We start from the raw sequence: 15270 nt of genomic DNA on the forward strand, positions 1-15270 counted from the left end.
ATCAGTTATCCCTTACAAAAATGACTTTTTCCGTCTGCGATACCGGATCGATTGTAGTGATTTTCGTGACGTTATCATTGCCCATCAGGCGCGGTAACTCAACGTTTTCCCATATATTACCTTCACGCAGCGACTGTCCCACGACGGCCCTGACTTCTCCTGATACCTGTTTAGCATAGGACGCGGAGACGTCCTCCCAGGCCTTGATGCTCTGGGGGTTATCGAAATCCCATTCAGGCATTTTAATGTTTTTATCCTTGATTGTGGATTCGAGCGTGACTCCGCCCCGGGACTTGGCTATGCCCTCTGCGACATCAGGGCCACCGACACCTTCAGTCCGTCCTGACCAGAAAAAGGCACTGTCCGGATCGGTCGCCAGCTGAGGTTCTATTTCTTTCAGGTTGATGAGGCTCTTAGGCGTGTTTCGCCACGTATTGAAGGCTGCGCCTCCTTTTGCGCCGGCAAGGCCGCCTGCAAACGCACCGCCCAGCGCAAGCCACTTCTGACCGTCAGAGCCCTCTCCCCATAATTTCCCGCCTATATAAGCACCACCATAGCCTCCACCCAGTCCTCCCGCAAAACCAAGCAGGGCTATCGCCGGCCCAGCCAGGACAGCTGTGGCAGCAAGGCCTACGCCAAGTAGTACTCTGTCAACCCAGTCCGGAATTTCCGGACTGATTGCGTCAGTCTGCTCTTTACTGCCACCAATAAAGACGTTGGGTGAGCCGTCGCTGATCACACCGCTGCATGCCAGGCGATCTCCCGTCCGGGCAGCAGGCAGTCCGTTGATGTAGACGCGTGAAGACCCTTCTGCCACGCGTTGCAGGGCCGGACCGTGTTCGTCACAGTCACCCACGGACATATGCGACATCACCGCCGGCCTTCCATTAATAAACACATTTGATGAACCGGTGACCAGATGGCCGGTTTCGTGGTGGGGTGCCCATGACATGCTGCCAAGAACTTCTCCCAGCCCGCCACCACCTGCAGCACCGGCGACCGTCGCCGCCAGGGCTACCGCTCCGACACCCCCTGTGGCCAGCGTGAACGCCGCGCCGGCAATTGCCCCGCCTATCAGACCAAGCACCAGCCAGCCTTTAGAGGCAGAGTGTTCTATGCCATCCCCCACCCGTGCAGCGGAAAAGGCTTCTGCTGCACCACTCATTTTTCATTTATCCGCTGACTGAGGTAGGCCTCAACGGCTTCAGTTGTATCCAGACCGTCAATACCCCGGACACTTCTGGCCAGAAGCAGGCTTGATATCAGTCCCGGTATTCTGGCACCGGTCATCTCCCACAGCGCAAAGCGGCCTGCATGCTCACCGTCAGGTATCGGAGATAGCATCAGCGGTTCGCCGGCAGCGTCAAAAAACAGATAGCTGCCGTTCCTTGCCCGGATAAGATCAATGGATGAGTACAGGTCAGAAATTGAAGGGAACACGGTCAGTTCGCGGCTGTCACGGTCAAAGCAGAAAAAGATTTCCTGACTGTCGGCAGGGATCTGGCTGCGCCGTGCGGGCGAACCTTGTGCATCGTCCGGAAACGTAATGCTGTCCGTGATGCTGTCATAAATACGGCTATGGTAATCGTCAAACGCATCCGGGCAGGTGCCAACGAAGCAGAGCAGCTTTTTACCTGTACTGTTTTCAGATGTCAGTACAACCCTTTGCTTCTGAAAGATGATTCTTTCGCCGGATTTGAAACTGTAAAACAGTTCCAGCGCCTGCCTGCCATTTATTTCGGTAAGCCGGGCATGATTGAGTGAGAGATCCTGCAGAGTAGCCTGCAGTTCAGATGACAGCTTCTGGGATACTGACTTAAGCGTGTCTTCTGCCGCAGCTGTTGCACGTGAAATCACGAAGGTGAATTCATTGGCATTCGTATGGCTGAGGGTAAAGAGGTTCATGGTGCGATCGCGAAATACGTCAGGCACCGTAATGTTGCAGTCCTGCAGGGTATATTCAGACATGTAAAGCTTCTCCGTGGCGATTCAGTCCGGACCAGAATATCAACGTTTATAAAAATGATCTCCCTATGATCCTGTCCGAAAGTTAATCCTGGAGGAGATGCAACAGGCCGTGGTGCTGTATGCCTCGCGCAATATTATTCCGCGGCCTTTGCACCATCTGGCGGGAAGGCTACAGGTACGCCAATGCAGTCGTCATGCCAGATGACTTTCAGAAACGTAAAAAGGCGGGGTGCCCTTTTCCGCCTTAATTCAAGTTCCTTCAGTCCCTACTGACATCCGGTCAGTCTGAGCGCCCCCGGTCAGGTCAGCACTGAACTTCAGCGCAATGCCAGCAGGAAAAGTGTCATACTGTACACCGGTTACAAAATGTACCATAAGGCCTGCAGTATCCATCACAAGATCTGCTTTCTTAAATTTTTTATGAAGGTTATTAGATGGAGAAGAATTAAGTTTCGCTTGGTCCAAAGAGGTAATCGAAGGGCTGGGATACCAAATGTCATCTTCGGCATTTTCGTACATTTCAGCCCTGTATTTTACACCATTCGCACCTCCATTTTTCACGCGAGACGAATTTCTGAACAGAACGATATTATATTTAGCATCATCCTTATTTTCGGGGTGTGCACTCTGCGTTGAATGAAACATTATGCCGTCCAGCTTTAGTGAATCAGAAATGCTGAGGTATTCGGATACGGCCTGCGTTATCAGATATTCGCTGTCCGTCCGGGCCGCTGTTACGGGGACCGTCAGCTTTCGAGATAATGTTCTGAGGAACGAGGTGACTTCTATCTGGCCACGAGTTTCCGGATCGAACAGGCTGCCCTCCTTTATTACAATGTTCTCAAGCGCCGACAGGTCAAGAATACGCATCGGGCGTGTTGGTCTGAAGGGTGCAACTACAACCACGCTTCCTACAGCGGGCCGGACCTCAGCAATTGCCGTTTCACGACTGGCTGCGCCGTAGAATACCGGCACACCCGGAGCGTTCATCCTTCCGGCTCGAGCCTTGGCAGAAGGTGGCGGACCGAAATTGCGCTCAGGATGTTCTAGCTCTGCTTTGATTTTATCGTAATCATCAAAGGCTCTCGCCCTGTACATAACATCATTCTCATCAATGGTTCTGACTGTCGCTCCGGATGAAATGTATGCTTGTTCCACGCCTGAAAATATCCGGTCAAGAAAGGTGCGCAGACTGCTGTTGAAATAGCGACTTTCGGTCTCTAGCGATGTCTTGAGTTTTTTCCATGTGTAATCAAACTCCGTTACTTCAAACGCATCTTTAACATAAACGTAGAATTCACTGTACGTTTCATTGTCCCATTCATTATGTTTCTCACAGAGAAGATCAAATATATCCTGGCACGCCGCCTCATCCACGCCCAGTTCCTCTGAGATGACTTCCTCAGTGGTTGCCCCAAACGCATAGTTTTCGTTTTCAAAATATGATGTGTAATAACCATTAAATACTGCATGCATACGGTCCGCAATGTCACTTAGCTCAACAGTGCTTTCAGCACGCCCGCAATAACTACACGGTTCCCCGCTTTGTACATGCGAACGGATGTGCTGGCTGACGTAAGCGTCTTCGATGCAAACGTCACAGATGTACTTTTCTTCGTCCATAGTTTTTAGGCTTTTATCTGACCGGATGATGTCTTTTCATTTTACCGGATGACTCTGCTCTGGCACGCATTTCTTTGTTTACACAGTGACCAGTCATGAGGCAAAAGGTGACTGGTAAATAGGCCTGACATTGACACCAGGTGCAGGCATACTTTATAGCTCTCAACTTACACTTTTTCGTTAGGGGTGATTGGTGATGGAACAACACACCTTCATAGACCGTTTTTTTCAGAGCAGTAAAGAACTAACTGACTTCAGGAACATGGGGGAACGTGACATAAACACGCTCTTCAGCTTCCTTAATAACCTGCATTCATTTCAAGATCGCATTCTTATTGAATTTGATTTAAGCATTGCTCAATACCCGGAATTCAAGCTTCTGAGAATTATCAGAAATTATTTCCATCATGTCGGGGATGTTTATGAATTCAGAGTATTTAATGCCAGGAATGAATTCTCACTCAGTCATACGGAAATGATTATTATTCCGGTCTCTGTGATAGCTAAAGCCGTAATGAACACAAAAAAAAGACGTGATGGCTTAAAAGATGTTGAGTCGATATGTGAGTTCATTGATGGGTTTGAATATATATCAGAGCAAGACTCTTTTCTGGCTCAGGGGCGATATCTAATTCACGAGGGAAAAAAGTATTTTCCTGGGTTTGACCTTTTTAAGTGTGTTTATAATATAACAAATATAATAGCTGACATTTGCCGTAAAACAACAGAATTATCACAGAAAAAATGTGTGCTTTCTCTCGATAGTACTTATACCAGTAATAATAATATTGGGAAGTTCAATTTATACTGTCACGCTGGGAGTGTTCCATTTCTCTCAACGGAAGGATATATATTTCCTTCTTCAAGTTGAATATATGAAGAGGTCGCATAGTGATAAGAAATCTTGAAAGGATGAAACATGCCCTCACTGAGTGGGCTATAAAAGAGGGAATGTTTGGTGACGCCCGTTTTTATACCCAAATGGAATGGCACGAACGAAAAGAAGATGTGCATGACGATGCGCTGATGGTCATGGTGATTGACGGTAGCGGGTTATGGAGCCTGCTGAACACGGGATGTAACACCACTGAATTTGAGGATCTGATTGAGTCGTTTGGTTTCTGGTATGAACTGGGCTATTCCTGGAACATAGGGTTTTATCCAACCGATAATTATGACTATCGCAGGCTCAATGGTACCTATGCATCAAAACTCTGTGATCCGAGATGGAAACGGAAAGCCTCTCTTGTCAAGGATGTGGCAGGGCAAGAGTGCCAGGACTGTGGTGCAAAAGGCTATCTGGACGCACATCACTGTTATTACACCACGATAAATCAGGGCTATGAGCCGTGGGAGTATCCGCTCAGTGCATTTCGCGCGCTATGTTCTGACTGCCACCGGACGCGCCCTGTTCCTGAAATCAGGATGCGTGCCTTCCTGGCTCAGCTGACCCAGTCCCAGCTGGCAGGACTTATTGATGGGCTGGACAATGGCTTTAACCGTTTTGAGGCAGATTCGTTCATTCAGTTTATGCAGAAAGCGACATTTCTTAAAAAACCTATGGATGAGGCACTCCTGCTTCTCAAAAAAAATACTGATATCTATGACTGAATTATCTGGAAAAAGTCATAAAAAAGTTATTTTTACAAATCAATATTTAATTTTTTAAGGACAGGAAATGCCATCGCATGATTTTAATAATCTTTTTGTCAGGGGCGTTGCTAGGAAGATCAGGGAGTTAAATAATTTAATATTTATGCTGGCCTTAAGAGCTGAGGATATCGATAAGGGTTTTTCTTTCAATGAAAGCGCCAAGCTAGTCTTTGGCTGGCCTGCTCATATAACTAACATGTATGAATATCGTATGATGTGGGATGTTGACTATAATCGTTTATATCAGATATGCATAATATCTCACTGTTCAGAACTAGAATATTTTTTTAAAACTCTTTTTGATAAATATCCACATCTTCCAAAAAAAAATAATAACTTCTACCAAAGGTTTGGTCTTGTTATAGAGGAACTGCAAAAAACGGGGATAGATTTTACCTCCATTCAGCAAGATATTGATCTGGTAAGTATTGCTTTTCAGGTCAGGCATATTGGTATCCATAACATGAGCATTGTGGATGAATACTTTCAGAAAAACACGAAGGGGCTTGGAACGCTGGGACAACCCTTCGTCGTAACTCAGGAATTTGTGACAGATACCTCAACGGCTATCGATAAGATCCTCAAGCACCTCGACGACGCTCTTCCTCCTGTACCCGCCTGATTTTTGCTTTTCCCGGCGGGACCAGGCATTGAGAGAAGAGTGCCTGGGGAGAAAGTAGTGGCATCACTGAATCCGATCTAAACCAGCGCTGGATGTGAATGAAGGGCACAGGAGAAAATCGTATGGGAATCTCTTGGAATTCCCAGCCTGCATAATCGGGTCATAGGATTAAACCCAAAAGGTCTTCAGCCGATAAACTAAGTCACAATGACTAACAGGAACTCACCTCAGATAAAGGATAACAGTCATGACCCGAGCAATAAGTGACAATGATTACCGTTCGCAGAAAGCCGCGCTTTACAGCTTAATGGGCGAATTTGCCGTAGAGTTTGAAATCATCTGCTTGAACATGCGCATGGGTATTTCTATGCTGGCAACGCAATCCGGGCTTCAGGATCAGAACATTATGCAAGCGGCGATGGCTGAATATTCAGCCGCACCGCTGCTGAAAGTATTCCGCTCCATGTTTATGGATTCTAAATGGATCAGCACGGAGGTGGAACAATCCCTCAAGGACATTAACCGGAGAATGATAAAGCTCACTGAAACCCGTAACCAGTACATCCATGGTACGATTTTCGTAGGATGGGGTAACGGTGATGAAACTGAGTTTACTCACGCAAACGGACATAAAATTGTCAATACGAGTACAGGAACAGAGATAAAAAATTTCACCGTTGATAAAGAAACCTTCAGGCCGATACTGAAGGAGTGCCGGGAACTCGCCGCGTTGGTTCAGGAAACGTGGACTGTTGCGCTGTACGGCCATCTTTCAGCGCCGGGTGCAGATGCCGGGACATCTACGGGATCTCAAGCAAATCAGAGGGAGGAATCGAAATGAGTTTTACTAAGCGGCTGCTTGAAGAGGCTGAAGAAGAAGAAGCGATGAATGAATGGCTTCGCGATCACGTCGATTGGGGGGTGGTGGAGGGCGATCCAGAATGGGAGGAAGCCAAACAAGAGTACCTGGCTGGCCTCACGTGGGAACCTGACTGGGAGCAAGAGAATTTCGAGCAAGAACTGGCGCGATTAACCCAGGATGACCTGGCCCACGCATCGTTCTTCAATCAGATGTCCGCTCTGGAAGATGATCTACCAGATTCACCGTCTGAGTCACTACTGAAAATGACCTATTCCTATTCCGTCACGCTGATGGAAACCTGCCTCGGTGACATGATTAAAAGCGTGGTGCTCAGTGATGACTACTATCTGAAAAATGCCATTACAAGCGTAACCGAATTAAAAATCATCAAGCTGTCGTTGATGGAGGTTTATTCAGACAACACTGTCGTTAAAAAGGTCGTATTAAAAACGCTCTCCGATTACCTGTATCATAATATTGAAAAAATCGTGCCTGTATACAGCGCGATACTTGGCGAGAAGACGCCGGCCGACGTCAGAAATAACATGCCGTCGGTGATCCTAATCGCCAAAGTCCGGCATGACATTGTTCACCGTAACGGCGTGGACAAGGACGGCAACTACGTCCCGCTGAATAAAGAGATCTTACTTAAGGCCATGAAGGACATTAAAGAATTCGTTGATCACATGAAGGCATCGATTGATGCTTCCATGTATAACCGCACTTCAAATCCTGTACCATAATATTTCTATAAAATACGGGAATCGTCACCCCGCTAAGGCCGTTAATAACCAGCCTTAGCGAAAATATTGCCCGCGAAATAAACCAATCATTTCTGCAATAATAACCGCCCGGAAACGAGGATACATCCTTCCGGTTGTTTTGCACCCTGCGTTTTCCGGCTTCGTTTCTCCCTCTGCCTGACTGTCAGCGCGTATCTGCCCTCCTTCTACTTCTCTGCCTAACTTTGGATCTTTCCCCGGAGCCTCGCCTGAAGATGCGCTGAGTCCCGAATTGTACCAGTAGCAAGCACGCCGGAGCGGTAAAACACTGCGCTGGTCCGCTCCCTGTCGGCGGGCGGATGACCACGATCACCAGCTCGCCACTGGCGTACTTCTCCCAGGCTTCCCGTTCACCAGGCATTAAGAGCAGACTACCTGGTAAGCAAGTTTCAATTAGCGGAATGTTTTTCAATGCCTATAGGAAATCAAAACTATTGTCTATAGCGTTTCTTCTTTCCAGTGATTCTTTGTACTTTACCTTATAAACCTTATTGTTGTATTCATTTATAGAATCAAAAAAAATTCTCTTGTATTCATCATAAGTATTCGAAAATTTTAAGTAATCAATTAATTGGAATGCATAATTTTCAATTGGATCGGAATTTTCTCTCTGTATTGATTTACCACTTTTATATTCATTGTTTGGCAGTACCTTAACGATGTGGCCAATGTTTTTTAAATTATCTCTCGTAATTCCCTTATCCATAGCCTCAAAAAGAGGCATGTCAACAAAAAAGCCAGACCTTCTTCGGTTGCCACTGATGACATCAAGGAAATCAAGCTTTAAAACGCTACTCATTGCAATATTACAATCAATTTTTATCAGATTGTCACTCTGTCTACACTGTCCTCTTACCATTATATCCTTTAGTATTTGGTCAAAAGAAAGTGAGAAGTCATCATAATTCAGATCAGCATAATTTTTGTATTCGCAGTCTCTGAAAGCTTCAAGGGTAAGTTCTTCTATAAAGGTGTTATTATCCAGATGATATAAAAAATGCAGAAAATTGTCTAAATTGCTAGAAAGTCGCACCTTTGCTCTCAGGTTCTTATAGATTTTAGCTTTAGTATCCTTTGCCTTCATAATGCTAAGGTAAAACGCAGCAAAAAATTCCTGAACGGACTTATGAAGAAATACAAATCTGTCATTGCCATCCGCCTGTAAAAGACATGTTATTTTCACAATATCTTTGATGAAGGCTTCTGCTTTTTTTACATCATACGAACGGGTTTCTAGCGCTGCCTCTACATACTGATGTAGTGTATATGAATCAAGTTCATATTCTTCCAGAAGTAAAGATTTTAAGCTTAAAAATGAAAAGAATTCGCGGGCAGGCTCAACATCAATCTCAGATTCTCTTTCTCTTGAGTTGTAACCTTTTGTTTTATCGTGTCTTGCATAAAGAACGCCAAAGAGTTGACGATAAAATTCACTGATATCGCTAGGGACTTCGTCCATATAAGGGAAGCAGTGATACAAAAGCGTCACCATTATGGGATTGCATATTGTATCTGAAAAAGACTCTCTGGATATGAGAAGTTCACACAGGTAGCGGAATGTGCTTCCGTTTGAATTAACATCCCTTTGCTCAATTAAATTTAATATGCGTATTTTATCCTCAAGGTCTATATTTTCAACAAACAGGTTATGTATTCCTGGCATTGTGCAAACTTCAGTGTTAGGTCTGCTTGTAATGATTATTGGGCAGTAAAAGCTGTTATTTAATAGCATTATTGAGCTTAGTGTTTTTGTTGTGAGTTCCTGACGTACCTCATCAAACCCGTCAAGTAACAAAACGACCTTTCCTGACTGCAGAAGATATTCAACATTTGAGTCTGTTACATTTAGATGTAAGCTACTCAGAAGACTTTTAAAATAGGCGATTACATCACCGTTCTCGACGTTCCTGAGTTCAATGAAAAAGGGAATCCTGTTGCCGTAGTTTATCTCTTCCAGAAATAGTTTTCGAAGAATTGTACTTTTTCCTTGTCCTGCGATACCTATTATATTTGCTATCCCGCTAAATGGGAGGGTTACATTATCCCCAACAATAATTTTGTCTCTATTGGATGCCGTAATTAATGTCAGAGGATAATAAATATCTTCAAGTGTAACATCATCATTTGGGTTTATAAGTGTGCGCATTTTTAGTGTGTGCTGTACATGTTTACGAAGATAGTTTTGTTTTGGCCACTCGCTCTCAAGTTCTTTTACAATTTCTTTTGCATCCTCAAAATGCTTACTCCAGTTTGAATTAAGAACTTTTTGCAGCATTAATTCAACGCTCTTTACAACAACTGCCTTTAAAACCATAGCTCCCAATACTTCTGACATGGTACTTTCCTCAATAATTTATTTTACCTATATAAATAATAATACGACTGCATCTGTAATTCACTTCCATTCTTCACCCTGTGTAAATAGGCTTGGAAAAGCCGGTTTAAGTACTTATGCATCTGAATAATAACGCATGATATTGTTTCATTTTGTTTTACCTTACTTTTTAAAACTCCAGGCATTCACCGTAGAGTGCCTGTTACCGCCCTGCCCAAGCCATTCATGGCACTGAGCGCGGATAAAGGTAACCTCGTCAGATAGATAGCTGTGCTGAAAACGTGCCGATCATAGCGAATGGGCCGCGTGCGTGCGCAGGCGTACAAGGTTATATAGCGTATAGTGGAAAAAAGACCGATCCAGCCTTACCCGATCACCGATTTATTGCGGTCGGTTTTTCTGGACAGATGCGCGAAATACGTTCCATGACCACGGACAGCGGAGAATGAAAAATTGAGAGGGTTACCCCGCGAACTTTCGCAGAATTAATTATATTTACCGAAAAGAAATTCTGCGTGCTGAGATCTCAATTCTGGCAAAGTGCTACCGGCAGGCCAAGTGCAGTAAGTAACGTGCTATAGGCGACGAGCGTTTAAACAGTGTGCTGTGAGCTACCGGCGTGATTTTCTCATGTCAGCCCTTCTTCTTATGTTATGTCCACATTCTTTCAAAGCAGTCTTTACTGCACTCTGCCTGCTTATACGTATTAATGTAACAAACATCACCAAGAGCAAAATACACACTTCTGTGCTGCATTTTGACTTTATCCTCGGCATTCTGCATAAAGCTTTCCTGCTGAATCTTAGAGATCCGGAAAAGGGTGGAAACGGATATTTGCGCCTCACCGGCGTTTTTCTACATACAACTACATATAGTGCGTTGTTAGTTAGGTAAAATACAAGATATGGTATAAAGGCGGCTGCCGGACCCGGCGAGGTCTAGCTTTTCCCCGCCCCGCCGCCGTGCTGTGCTTCCGGTTACTGCTGTATCAGGAAAAAGTCGGATCATGTCGGTTAGGCTGTGCGGTAATCTCATTCATACCCTATAAGAATGGATATTATTTTATGGCCAATAATAACGTGCTATTTATAAAGATTAGTGAAGAACCTTTGATGGAAGCTATCCTCAAAAAGATGAAAGGTGTGATTGAGATGAATGAACTGTGTATTAAAGAGACAACACAGATTGTGGGACACGCAAAAATAATCAAAAGGAATATTGTTACGCATTCGGACAGAGGGTTATTAGAGATCATGCCAAACGGGAGTTTCAGGGAAATGAACGATTACATCTATAAGCGTGGCGAATCCGATAATATATTAATGCCAAAGTCTCCTGAAGGTAACGGCGAAGTCAGGGACATGCCACTAGATGAAGCCTGGACTCTGACTCAGAAAGAAATTTTAATCGGTAATCTGAAACCAGGCTCAACTCCAGTCCCTCCCACAACAAGAATTAGAGGGCCAAGACTTTGACGCCCGAGGAAAATGCTGACAGTCTGGCATCAGCAGTTTCTCAACCAGATACGATTCAGAAACTCAAACAGCGGGCACTGATTTTCCTGACCCGGTTGCAGCTGCAGACAACTTTGCAAAAGGATTATGAAAAATGAAATGGCCAGCATGTCTGTTTAGCTGTTCTGTCCTGCTGGCTGAAACGGCGTCCTCTGCCAGCGCCGCAACCTATGAGGAAGCTGCACCCCACGGGAAGTACCCAGGTCTCTATTCAGAACCTGCCGGGAGATGGAAAGAACATCCTGCCGACGCGGCTTGCCGCCAGGACGATAGTTATAAGCCTGACGGCAGAGCTTATCGTTTTTCGCGCCACCACTGCGTGGTCCCCGCAGATAAAAAACATTGCCGGACTGAAGCTGACCTAAACAATCACCCAGAGAAAAGATGAAAGGGGTTATTATTCGATTGTCGACCCTGCTAGCAATTGCTGACGCACTGAGCAATAGCGGGCGTTATTATCTGTTTGTGAAAATAGTGAAGGAGGAAATATGACCCAGCCAGAACGCAAAAATTACGCAGAACTGGGCGAAGTAAAAGCACCTTATGTGCATGCCGTTAAGCATGGCAACACGCTTTATGTTTCAGGGCTCACTGCGGCTGGCACACCCGCTCAGCAGGGCGATATGGCTGAACAGGCAGAAGCTATTTTTGATCAGCTCAGGCATATTACCGCCGCAGAGCATACCTCGCTTGCCGCACTGCTCAAGGTCACAATATTTATCACCTCTTTCACTGAGATCACCGCGCTGAGGGAAGTACTTTATCGTAATTATGGTGGACATCTGCCTGCCAGTTCGCTGGTCCAGGTCAACGGCCTTTTCTCCGCTGACCTGCGCATTGAGATCGAGGCCATTTTTGCCCTCTGAGTAACAGGCATCAGGCACCCGAGTTTTACAGCTGAAGATCAGCAGCAGCGGAACCCCGCGCCAGATAACCGATGCGGTAGACCTCCTGTTGGTCTGCGGAACGCTGCTGTGACGCGTCAATGCTTAATCCCTGCCAGCGGGTCACATCCCAGGCACTTAATCCTGCCGTCAGTGGCAGTGTAATCAGGTCCGAATGCCGGGGGATCGTCCAGCGATTCAGCGTCATAAACCGGGCGTCGGCCAGATTCGGAAGATGGTTCTGTCCTTCCAGTGCCAGCCAGCTTTCGATGATCGGCCAGCCAAAATCTCTGACCAGCGTCGCGAAGCCAGGACTTTGCAGGAAACGCTGCATACCACTCGCCTCCCGCCAGAAATAGATGGGTGCATAACGGTTTTCATTCAGTCCGCCATCATCACGGCAGGCCCAGAGATACGCCTTCGCCACCAGCCCCGGAAAGCCATCCAGCCGGGCACCGTTTAGCCTGATGCGCTGTTCAATGATGCCCATATCGTAGTCCGCAGGCAGGGTAAAACGGTAGTGCATGATAATCATAACGCCTCCTGTGCCAGCATCCGGCCACCGCTGAAGCTCCACTCTTCGGTGCTGTTGAAGTGAATAATGATCATGACATCATCGGGATCGATCGCCATTTCCACCTGCAGCGCCGCACAAAGGGCATGATAAAACCGTTGCTTCTGATCCCGGGATCGCGGTCGGCCTGCTGTCACCTGAAACAGCACGAAATTGTCGCTGCGCCCGCCACTGAGATAGTGAATATCAAATACCCGCTGACAGGCTGGCAACATCTCAATCACCTGAAAGCAATCATGCTCAGGCACGTCAAACTCCGTCACCAGTGCTTTCTGGAGTAATGTTGAAATCGTATTCAGTGCCGCATCGCTGTAGCCCTGACGCAACGTGATTCGGGTGAATGGCATCAGCAGTTATCCTCCAGATAGCCCAGCGCGGTGACGGCGGCGGGCCAGCCAGCGTAAAACGCCAGATGTGTAAAGCTCTCCACCAGCTCATCCTGTGTCAGCCCGTTCTGACGGGCAAAATCGATATGCCACGGCAGCTGCTGAACGCGCCCCATCGCGGTTAACGTTGCCAGCGTCAGCAGGCTGCGCTCACGTGGTGACAACAGATGACGTTGCCAGATATCACCAAACAGCAGCTGCTGTGTCAGTTCGGCCAGTTTTGGCGCGCGTTGCGCCAGTGTTTCCCGATCCAGTGAATTTTTCATTGCACACTCCTCAGTGGTCAGAGAGAGTGTTATTCATAGTCTCAATCCTGAAAATCAAATTAATCAGCATTCACCATCCGCATTTACAGGACGATAATGAATAAACTACCAGAGTCACTGGATATGGATGCGCTGCGCAGTTTCGTTGCTGGAATCGATGCTGGCAGCTTCGCGCTGGCAGCACAGCATCTCTGTCGATCAACGTCGGCTGTCAGTGCGCAACTCAAGAAACTGGAGCAGCAATGCGGCACGGCACTGGTGCTGAAAAAAGGGCGGCATCTCCAACTGACACGAAGTGGTGAACAGCTTATGAGTTACGCCAGACGGCTGCTGTCACTGAACGATGAGGCATTGCGGGCGGTGAAGGGCGAGGCGTTACAGGGTGAAATACGTATTGGCATGCAGGAGGATTTTGGCGAGGCGTTGATGCCTGCCATTCTCGGCGCATTTAATCGCCAGCATCCGGAAGTGAGGCTGACCGCTCGCGTCGACAGAAATCAGCCGCTACACACGGCGCTGGCGCGTCATGAGCTGGATTTGGCGCTGCTCTGGCAGGCGGAGCAGCAGACTGGCACACAGTTGATTGGTCAATGTCCGTTAGCCTGGATTCAGCATCCGGCATTTGATCTGGCAGGGTTTCTGTGGCGCGGCGAAGCGCTGCCGCTGGTGGCATTTGATGCGCCCTGTGTGATGCGAACGCGCGCCACCCAGGCACTGGATAAGGCAGGCATTCCTTGGCGGATCGTGTTCACCAGTCACAGTCTTAGCGGGATCTGGGCGGCAGTTCAGGCCGGGCTGGGTATAACCCTGCGCACCCGCGCAGGTATGCCAGAAAAGCTGGTGACGGAGTCAGACCGGTTGCCACAACCCGGCTATCTGGGAATCGCGCTGGCCCGCTCAGATCAGGGCAACGATCCGGCGCGTATGCTGCTGGAGCATCTCATCACGGAAGCTGCCCTGCCCTTTGTTCAGCGCCAGAGGCCTGACTAAATGCCTGCTGAATCAGCGAAGAACAGTAGGCTGATGAAATATCGCGATCACCGAACAGAATGTGGAACATAACGGGAGCCACGGCCACATCAACCATGCGATCAACATCAAAGCCGGGTTCGCCACGTTCACGTGCGCGGATGTTCAAAGTTTCCAGATGCTGATAGGTGAATCCACAGCACTTCTGGCTGGCTTCTTCAGCATGACTGCCGATCACATCGGCTAGCAGTTCACGACCGACTTTAGACGACATCTCTTCAGCGTATTGCTGGAGGAACAAAGTAAGGTCGCTGATCATCGATCCTGTATCTTCCGGTTCGGCGATTGGCCGCATCCGCGCTACTGCGACATCTGCCAGCAACTGGGCCAGATCACCCCAGCGTCGATAAATTGTAGAGGGCGTTACGCCTGCCTGTTCGGCGATCATCGGAACGGTAATAGCCGAACGGTCAACGGTTTCCAGTAATCGATTGACGGTGTTATGCACCTCTGCCTGAATACGTGCGCTGCGCCCACCCTGACGAATCATTTCCCGTGCCATCTTTCTCCCGCTTTTGTCAGTGATAACGTCACAGTTAAAGCAACAAAATTGCGTTAACGGAATTTGGCAGTGTACCGCATCTCAGGCTGAACAGGCGTTAAAGTGTGCTATCAGGCGAGGTCTTATCAGGGCTGAATTTTACTCAGGACTGAACTGACCGGTTCTGTATTGAGATGGGACGATGAATTATCCGATGCTCCTATCCATAAAAGACCGACTGCCATTACCGCTGAAATAAAAATTGTTCGAATATCCATAAATCCTCCCCGG

16 protein-coding genes are annotated in these 15270 nt (G+C 47.2%); 8 read left to right on the forward strand and 8 right to left on the reverse strand.

Annotated elements, in window-relative coordinates:
* Position 1: 1 nt before the first annotated feature.
* From EE896_RS19530 to EE896_RS19540, 3 genes are all read right to left on the reverse strand, one after another.
* Positions 2 to 1165: a PAAR domain-containing protein gene (locus tag EE896_RS19530; protein WP_140915910.1), complete on the reverse strand. Its 1164-nt coding sequence runs from the start codon at positions 1163 to 1165 to the stop codon at positions 2 to 4.
* Positions 1162 to 1968, reverse strand: a complete 807-nt coding sequence (locus tag EE896_RS19535; protein WP_140915911.1) for a DcrB-related protein — start codon at positions 1966 to 1968, stop codon at positions 1162 to 1164. Before EE896_RS19535 ends, EE896_RS19530 begins: the two co-directional genes overlap by 4 nt.
* A 249-nt stretch (positions 1969 to 2217) precedes the next feature.
* Positions 2218 to 3591, reverse strand: coding sequence for an RES family NAD+ phosphorylase (locus EE896_RS19540; protein ID WP_140915912.1), 1374 nt, complete (start codon positions 3589 to 3591; stop codon positions 2218 to 2220).
* Positions 3592 to 3787: 196 nt separating this feature from the next.
* Between EE896_RS19540 and EE896_RS19545 the strand changes: the two genes are divergently transcribed.
* The 5 genes from EE896_RS19545 to EE896_RS19565 all read left to right on the forward strand — a co-directional run bounded on the left by EE896_RS19545 (position 3788) and on the right by EE896_RS19565 (position 7471).
* A complete protein-coding gene (locus EE896_RS19545; RefSeq protein ID WP_140915913.1) occupies positions 3788 to 4462 on the forward strand; it encodes a hypothetical protein in 675 nt (224 codons plus the stop codon).
* A 41-nt stretch (positions 4463 to 4503) separates the two neighbouring features.
* A complete protein-coding gene (locus EE896_RS19550; RefSeq protein ID WP_140915914.1) occupies positions 4504 to 5202 on the forward strand; it encodes a hypothetical protein in 699 nt (232 codons plus the stop codon).
* A 67-nt stretch (positions 5203 to 5269) separates the two neighbouring features.
* Positions 5270 to 5866, forward strand: a complete 597-nt coding sequence (locus tag EE896_RS19555) for a hypothetical protein (RefSeq protein ID WP_140915915.1) — start codon at positions 5270 to 5272, stop codon at positions 5864 to 5866.
* 247 nt (positions 5867 to 6113) lie between these two features.
* Complete coding sequence (locus EE896_RS19560; protein ID WP_140915916.1) at positions 6114 to 6707, forward strand: hypothetical protein; 594 nt, start codon at positions 6114 to 6116, stop codon at positions 6705 to 6707.
* On the forward strand, positions 6704 to 7471 hold the full coding sequence (locus EE896_RS19565; protein WP_140915917.1) for a hypothetical protein: 768 nt from the start codon (positions 6704 to 6706) through the stop codon (positions 7469 to 7471). Before EE896_RS19560 ends, EE896_RS19565 begins: the two co-directional genes overlap by 4 nt.
* 454 nt (positions 7472 to 7925) lie before the next feature.
* Here EE896_RS19565 and EE896_RS19570 read toward each other — a convergent pair whose 3' ends face one another.
* On the reverse strand, positions 7926 to 9845 hold the full coding sequence (locus EE896_RS19570) for an NACHT domain-containing protein (RefSeq protein WP_153574584.1): 1920 nt from the start codon (positions 9843 to 9845) through the stop codon (positions 7926 to 7928).
* Between the two features lie 1064 nt (positions 9846 to 10909).
* Between EE896_RS19570 and EE896_RS19575 the strand changes: the two genes are divergently transcribed.
* Together EE896_RS19575 and EE896_RS19580 are read left to right on the forward strand one after the other, a co-directional pair.
* Complete coding sequence (locus tag EE896_RS19575; protein ID WP_140915540.1) at positions 10910 to 11320, forward strand: hypothetical protein; 411 nt, start codon at positions 10910 to 10912, stop codon at positions 11318 to 11320.
* Positions 11321 to 11847: 527 nt separating this feature from the next.
* Positions 11848 to 12225: a RidA family protein gene (locus tag EE896_RS19580; RefSeq protein WP_008924475.1), complete on the forward strand. Its 378-nt coding sequence runs from the start codon at positions 11848 to 11850 to the stop codon at positions 12223 to 12225.
* 25 nt (positions 12226 to 12250) lie between these two features.
* On the opposite strand, the gene EE896_RS19585 is transcribed toward EE896_RS19580, so the two are convergent.
* From EE896_RS19585 to EE896_RS19595, 3 genes are read right to left on the reverse strand one after another with little or no spacing between them, the layout of a single operon-like run.
* Positions 12251 to 12778, reverse strand: coding sequence for a DUF4865 family protein (locus EE896_RS19585; RefSeq protein ID WP_140915539.1), 528 nt, complete (start codon positions 12776 to 12778; stop codon positions 12251 to 12253).
* The gene (locus tag EE896_RS19590) at positions 12775 to 13164 is read right to left on the reverse strand and encodes a tautomerase family protein (RefSeq protein ID WP_140915538.1); all 390 of its coding nucleotides are present in this window, start codon (positions 13162 to 13164) and stop codon (positions 12775 to 12777) included. Before EE896_RS19590 ends, EE896_RS19585 begins: the two co-directional genes overlap by 4 nt.
* Positions 13164 to 13469, reverse strand: coding sequence for a carboxymuconolactone decarboxylase family protein (locus EE896_RS19595; protein ID WP_039661740.1), 306 nt, complete (start codon positions 13467 to 13469; stop codon positions 13164 to 13166). The genes EE896_RS19590 and EE896_RS19595 overlap by 1 nt, the downstream gene beginning before the upstream one ends.
* A gap of 96 nt (positions 13470 to 13565) precedes the next feature.
* On the opposite strand from EE896_RS19595, the gene EE896_RS19600 reads away from it, so the two are divergent.
* Complete coding sequence (locus EE896_RS19600) at positions 13566 to 14459, forward strand: LysR substrate-binding domain-containing protein (protein WP_105099610.1); 894 nt, start codon at positions 13566 to 13568, stop codon at positions 14457 to 14459.
* Here the strand turns inward: EE896_RS19600 and EE896_RS19605 are convergent.
* Positions 14413 to 15000 carry a TetR/AcrR family transcriptional regulator gene (locus EE896_RS19605; RefSeq protein WP_008924471.1) on the reverse strand — a complete coding sequence of 196 codons (588 nt, stop codon included), beginning with the start codon at positions 14998 to 15000 and terminating at the stop codon, positions 14413 to 14415. The two genes, EE896_RS19600 and EE896_RS19605, sit on opposite strands and share 47 nt — an antisense overlap.
* Positions 15001 to 15270 lie beyond the last annotated feature (270 nt).

Origin of the sequence: Pantoea eucalypti (assembly GCF_009646115.1) — a bacterium.
In the GTDB taxonomy this organism is placed as follows: Bacteria; Pseudomonadota; Gammaproteobacteria; order Enterobacterales; family Enterobacteriaceae; genus Pantoea; species Pantoea eucalypti.

What these genes read in the sequence shown, in the direction of transcription:
- EE896_RS19535 (WP_140915911.1), bottom strand. Translation starts at nt 1,968, where the DNA reads ATGTCTGAATATACCCTGCAGGACTGCAACATTACGGTGCCTGACGTA.
- EE896_RS19560 (WP_140915916.1), top strand. Translation starts at nt 6,114, where the DNA reads ATGACCCGAGCAATAAGTGACAATGATTACCGTTCGCAGAAAGCCGCG.
- EE896_RS19580 (WP_008924475.1), top strand. Translation starts at nt 11,848, where the DNA reads ATGACCCAGCCAGAACGCAAAAATTACGCAGAACTGGGCGAAGTAAAA.
- EE896_RS19550 (WP_140915914.1), top strand. Translation starts at nt 4,504, where the DNA reads ATGAAACATGCCCTCACTGAGTGGGCTATAAAAGAGGGAATGTTTGGT.
- EE896_RS19555 (WP_140915915.1), top strand. Translation starts at nt 5,270, where the DNA reads ATGCCATCGCATGATTTTAATAATCTTTTTGTCAGGGGCGTTGCTAGG.
- EE896_RS19540 (WP_140915912.1), bottom strand. Translation starts at nt 3,591, where the DNA reads ATGGACGAAGAAAAGTACATCTGTGACGTTTGCATCGAAGACGCTTAC.
- EE896_RS19590 (WP_140915538.1), bottom strand. Translation starts at nt 13,164, where the DNA reads ATGCCATTCACCCGAATCACGTTGCGTCAGGGCTACAGCGATGCGGCA.
- EE896_RS19605 (WP_008924471.1), bottom strand. Translation starts at nt 15,000, where the DNA reads ATGGCACGGGAAATGATTCGTCAGGGTGGGCGCAGCGCACGTATTCAG.
- EE896_RS19595 (WP_039661740.1), bottom strand. Translation starts at nt 13,469, where the DNA reads ATGAAAAATTCACTGGATCGGGAAACACTGGCGCAACGCGCGCCAAAA.
- EE896_RS19585 (WP_140915539.1), bottom strand. Translation starts at nt 12,778, where the DNA reads ATGATTATCATGCACTACCGTTTTACCCTGCCTGCGGACTACGATATG.
- EE896_RS19600 (WP_105099610.1), top strand. Translation starts at nt 13,566, where the DNA reads ATGAATAAACTACCAGAGTCACTGGATATGGATGCGCTGCGCAGTTTC.
- EE896_RS19565 (WP_140915917.1), top strand. Translation starts at nt 6,704, where the DNA reads ATGAGTTTTACTAAGCGGCTGCTTGAAGAGGCTGAAGAAGAAGAAGCG.
- EE896_RS19545 (WP_140915913.1), top strand. Translation starts at nt 3,788, where the DNA reads ATGGAACAACACACCTTCATAGACCGTTTTTTTCAGAGCAGTAAAGAA.
- EE896_RS19530 (WP_140915910.1), bottom strand. Translation starts at nt 1,165, where the DNA reads ATGAGTGGTGCAGCAGAAGCCTTTTCCGCTGCACGGGTGGGGGATGGC.
- EE896_RS19575 (WP_140915540.1), top strand. Translation starts at nt 10,910, where the DNA reads ATGGCCAATAATAACGTGCTATTTATAAAGATTAGTGAAGAACCTTTG.
- EE896_RS19570 (WP_153574584.1), bottom strand. Translation starts at nt 9,845, where the DNA reads ATGTCAGAAGTATTGGGAGCTATGGTTTTAAAGGCAGTTGTTGTAAAG.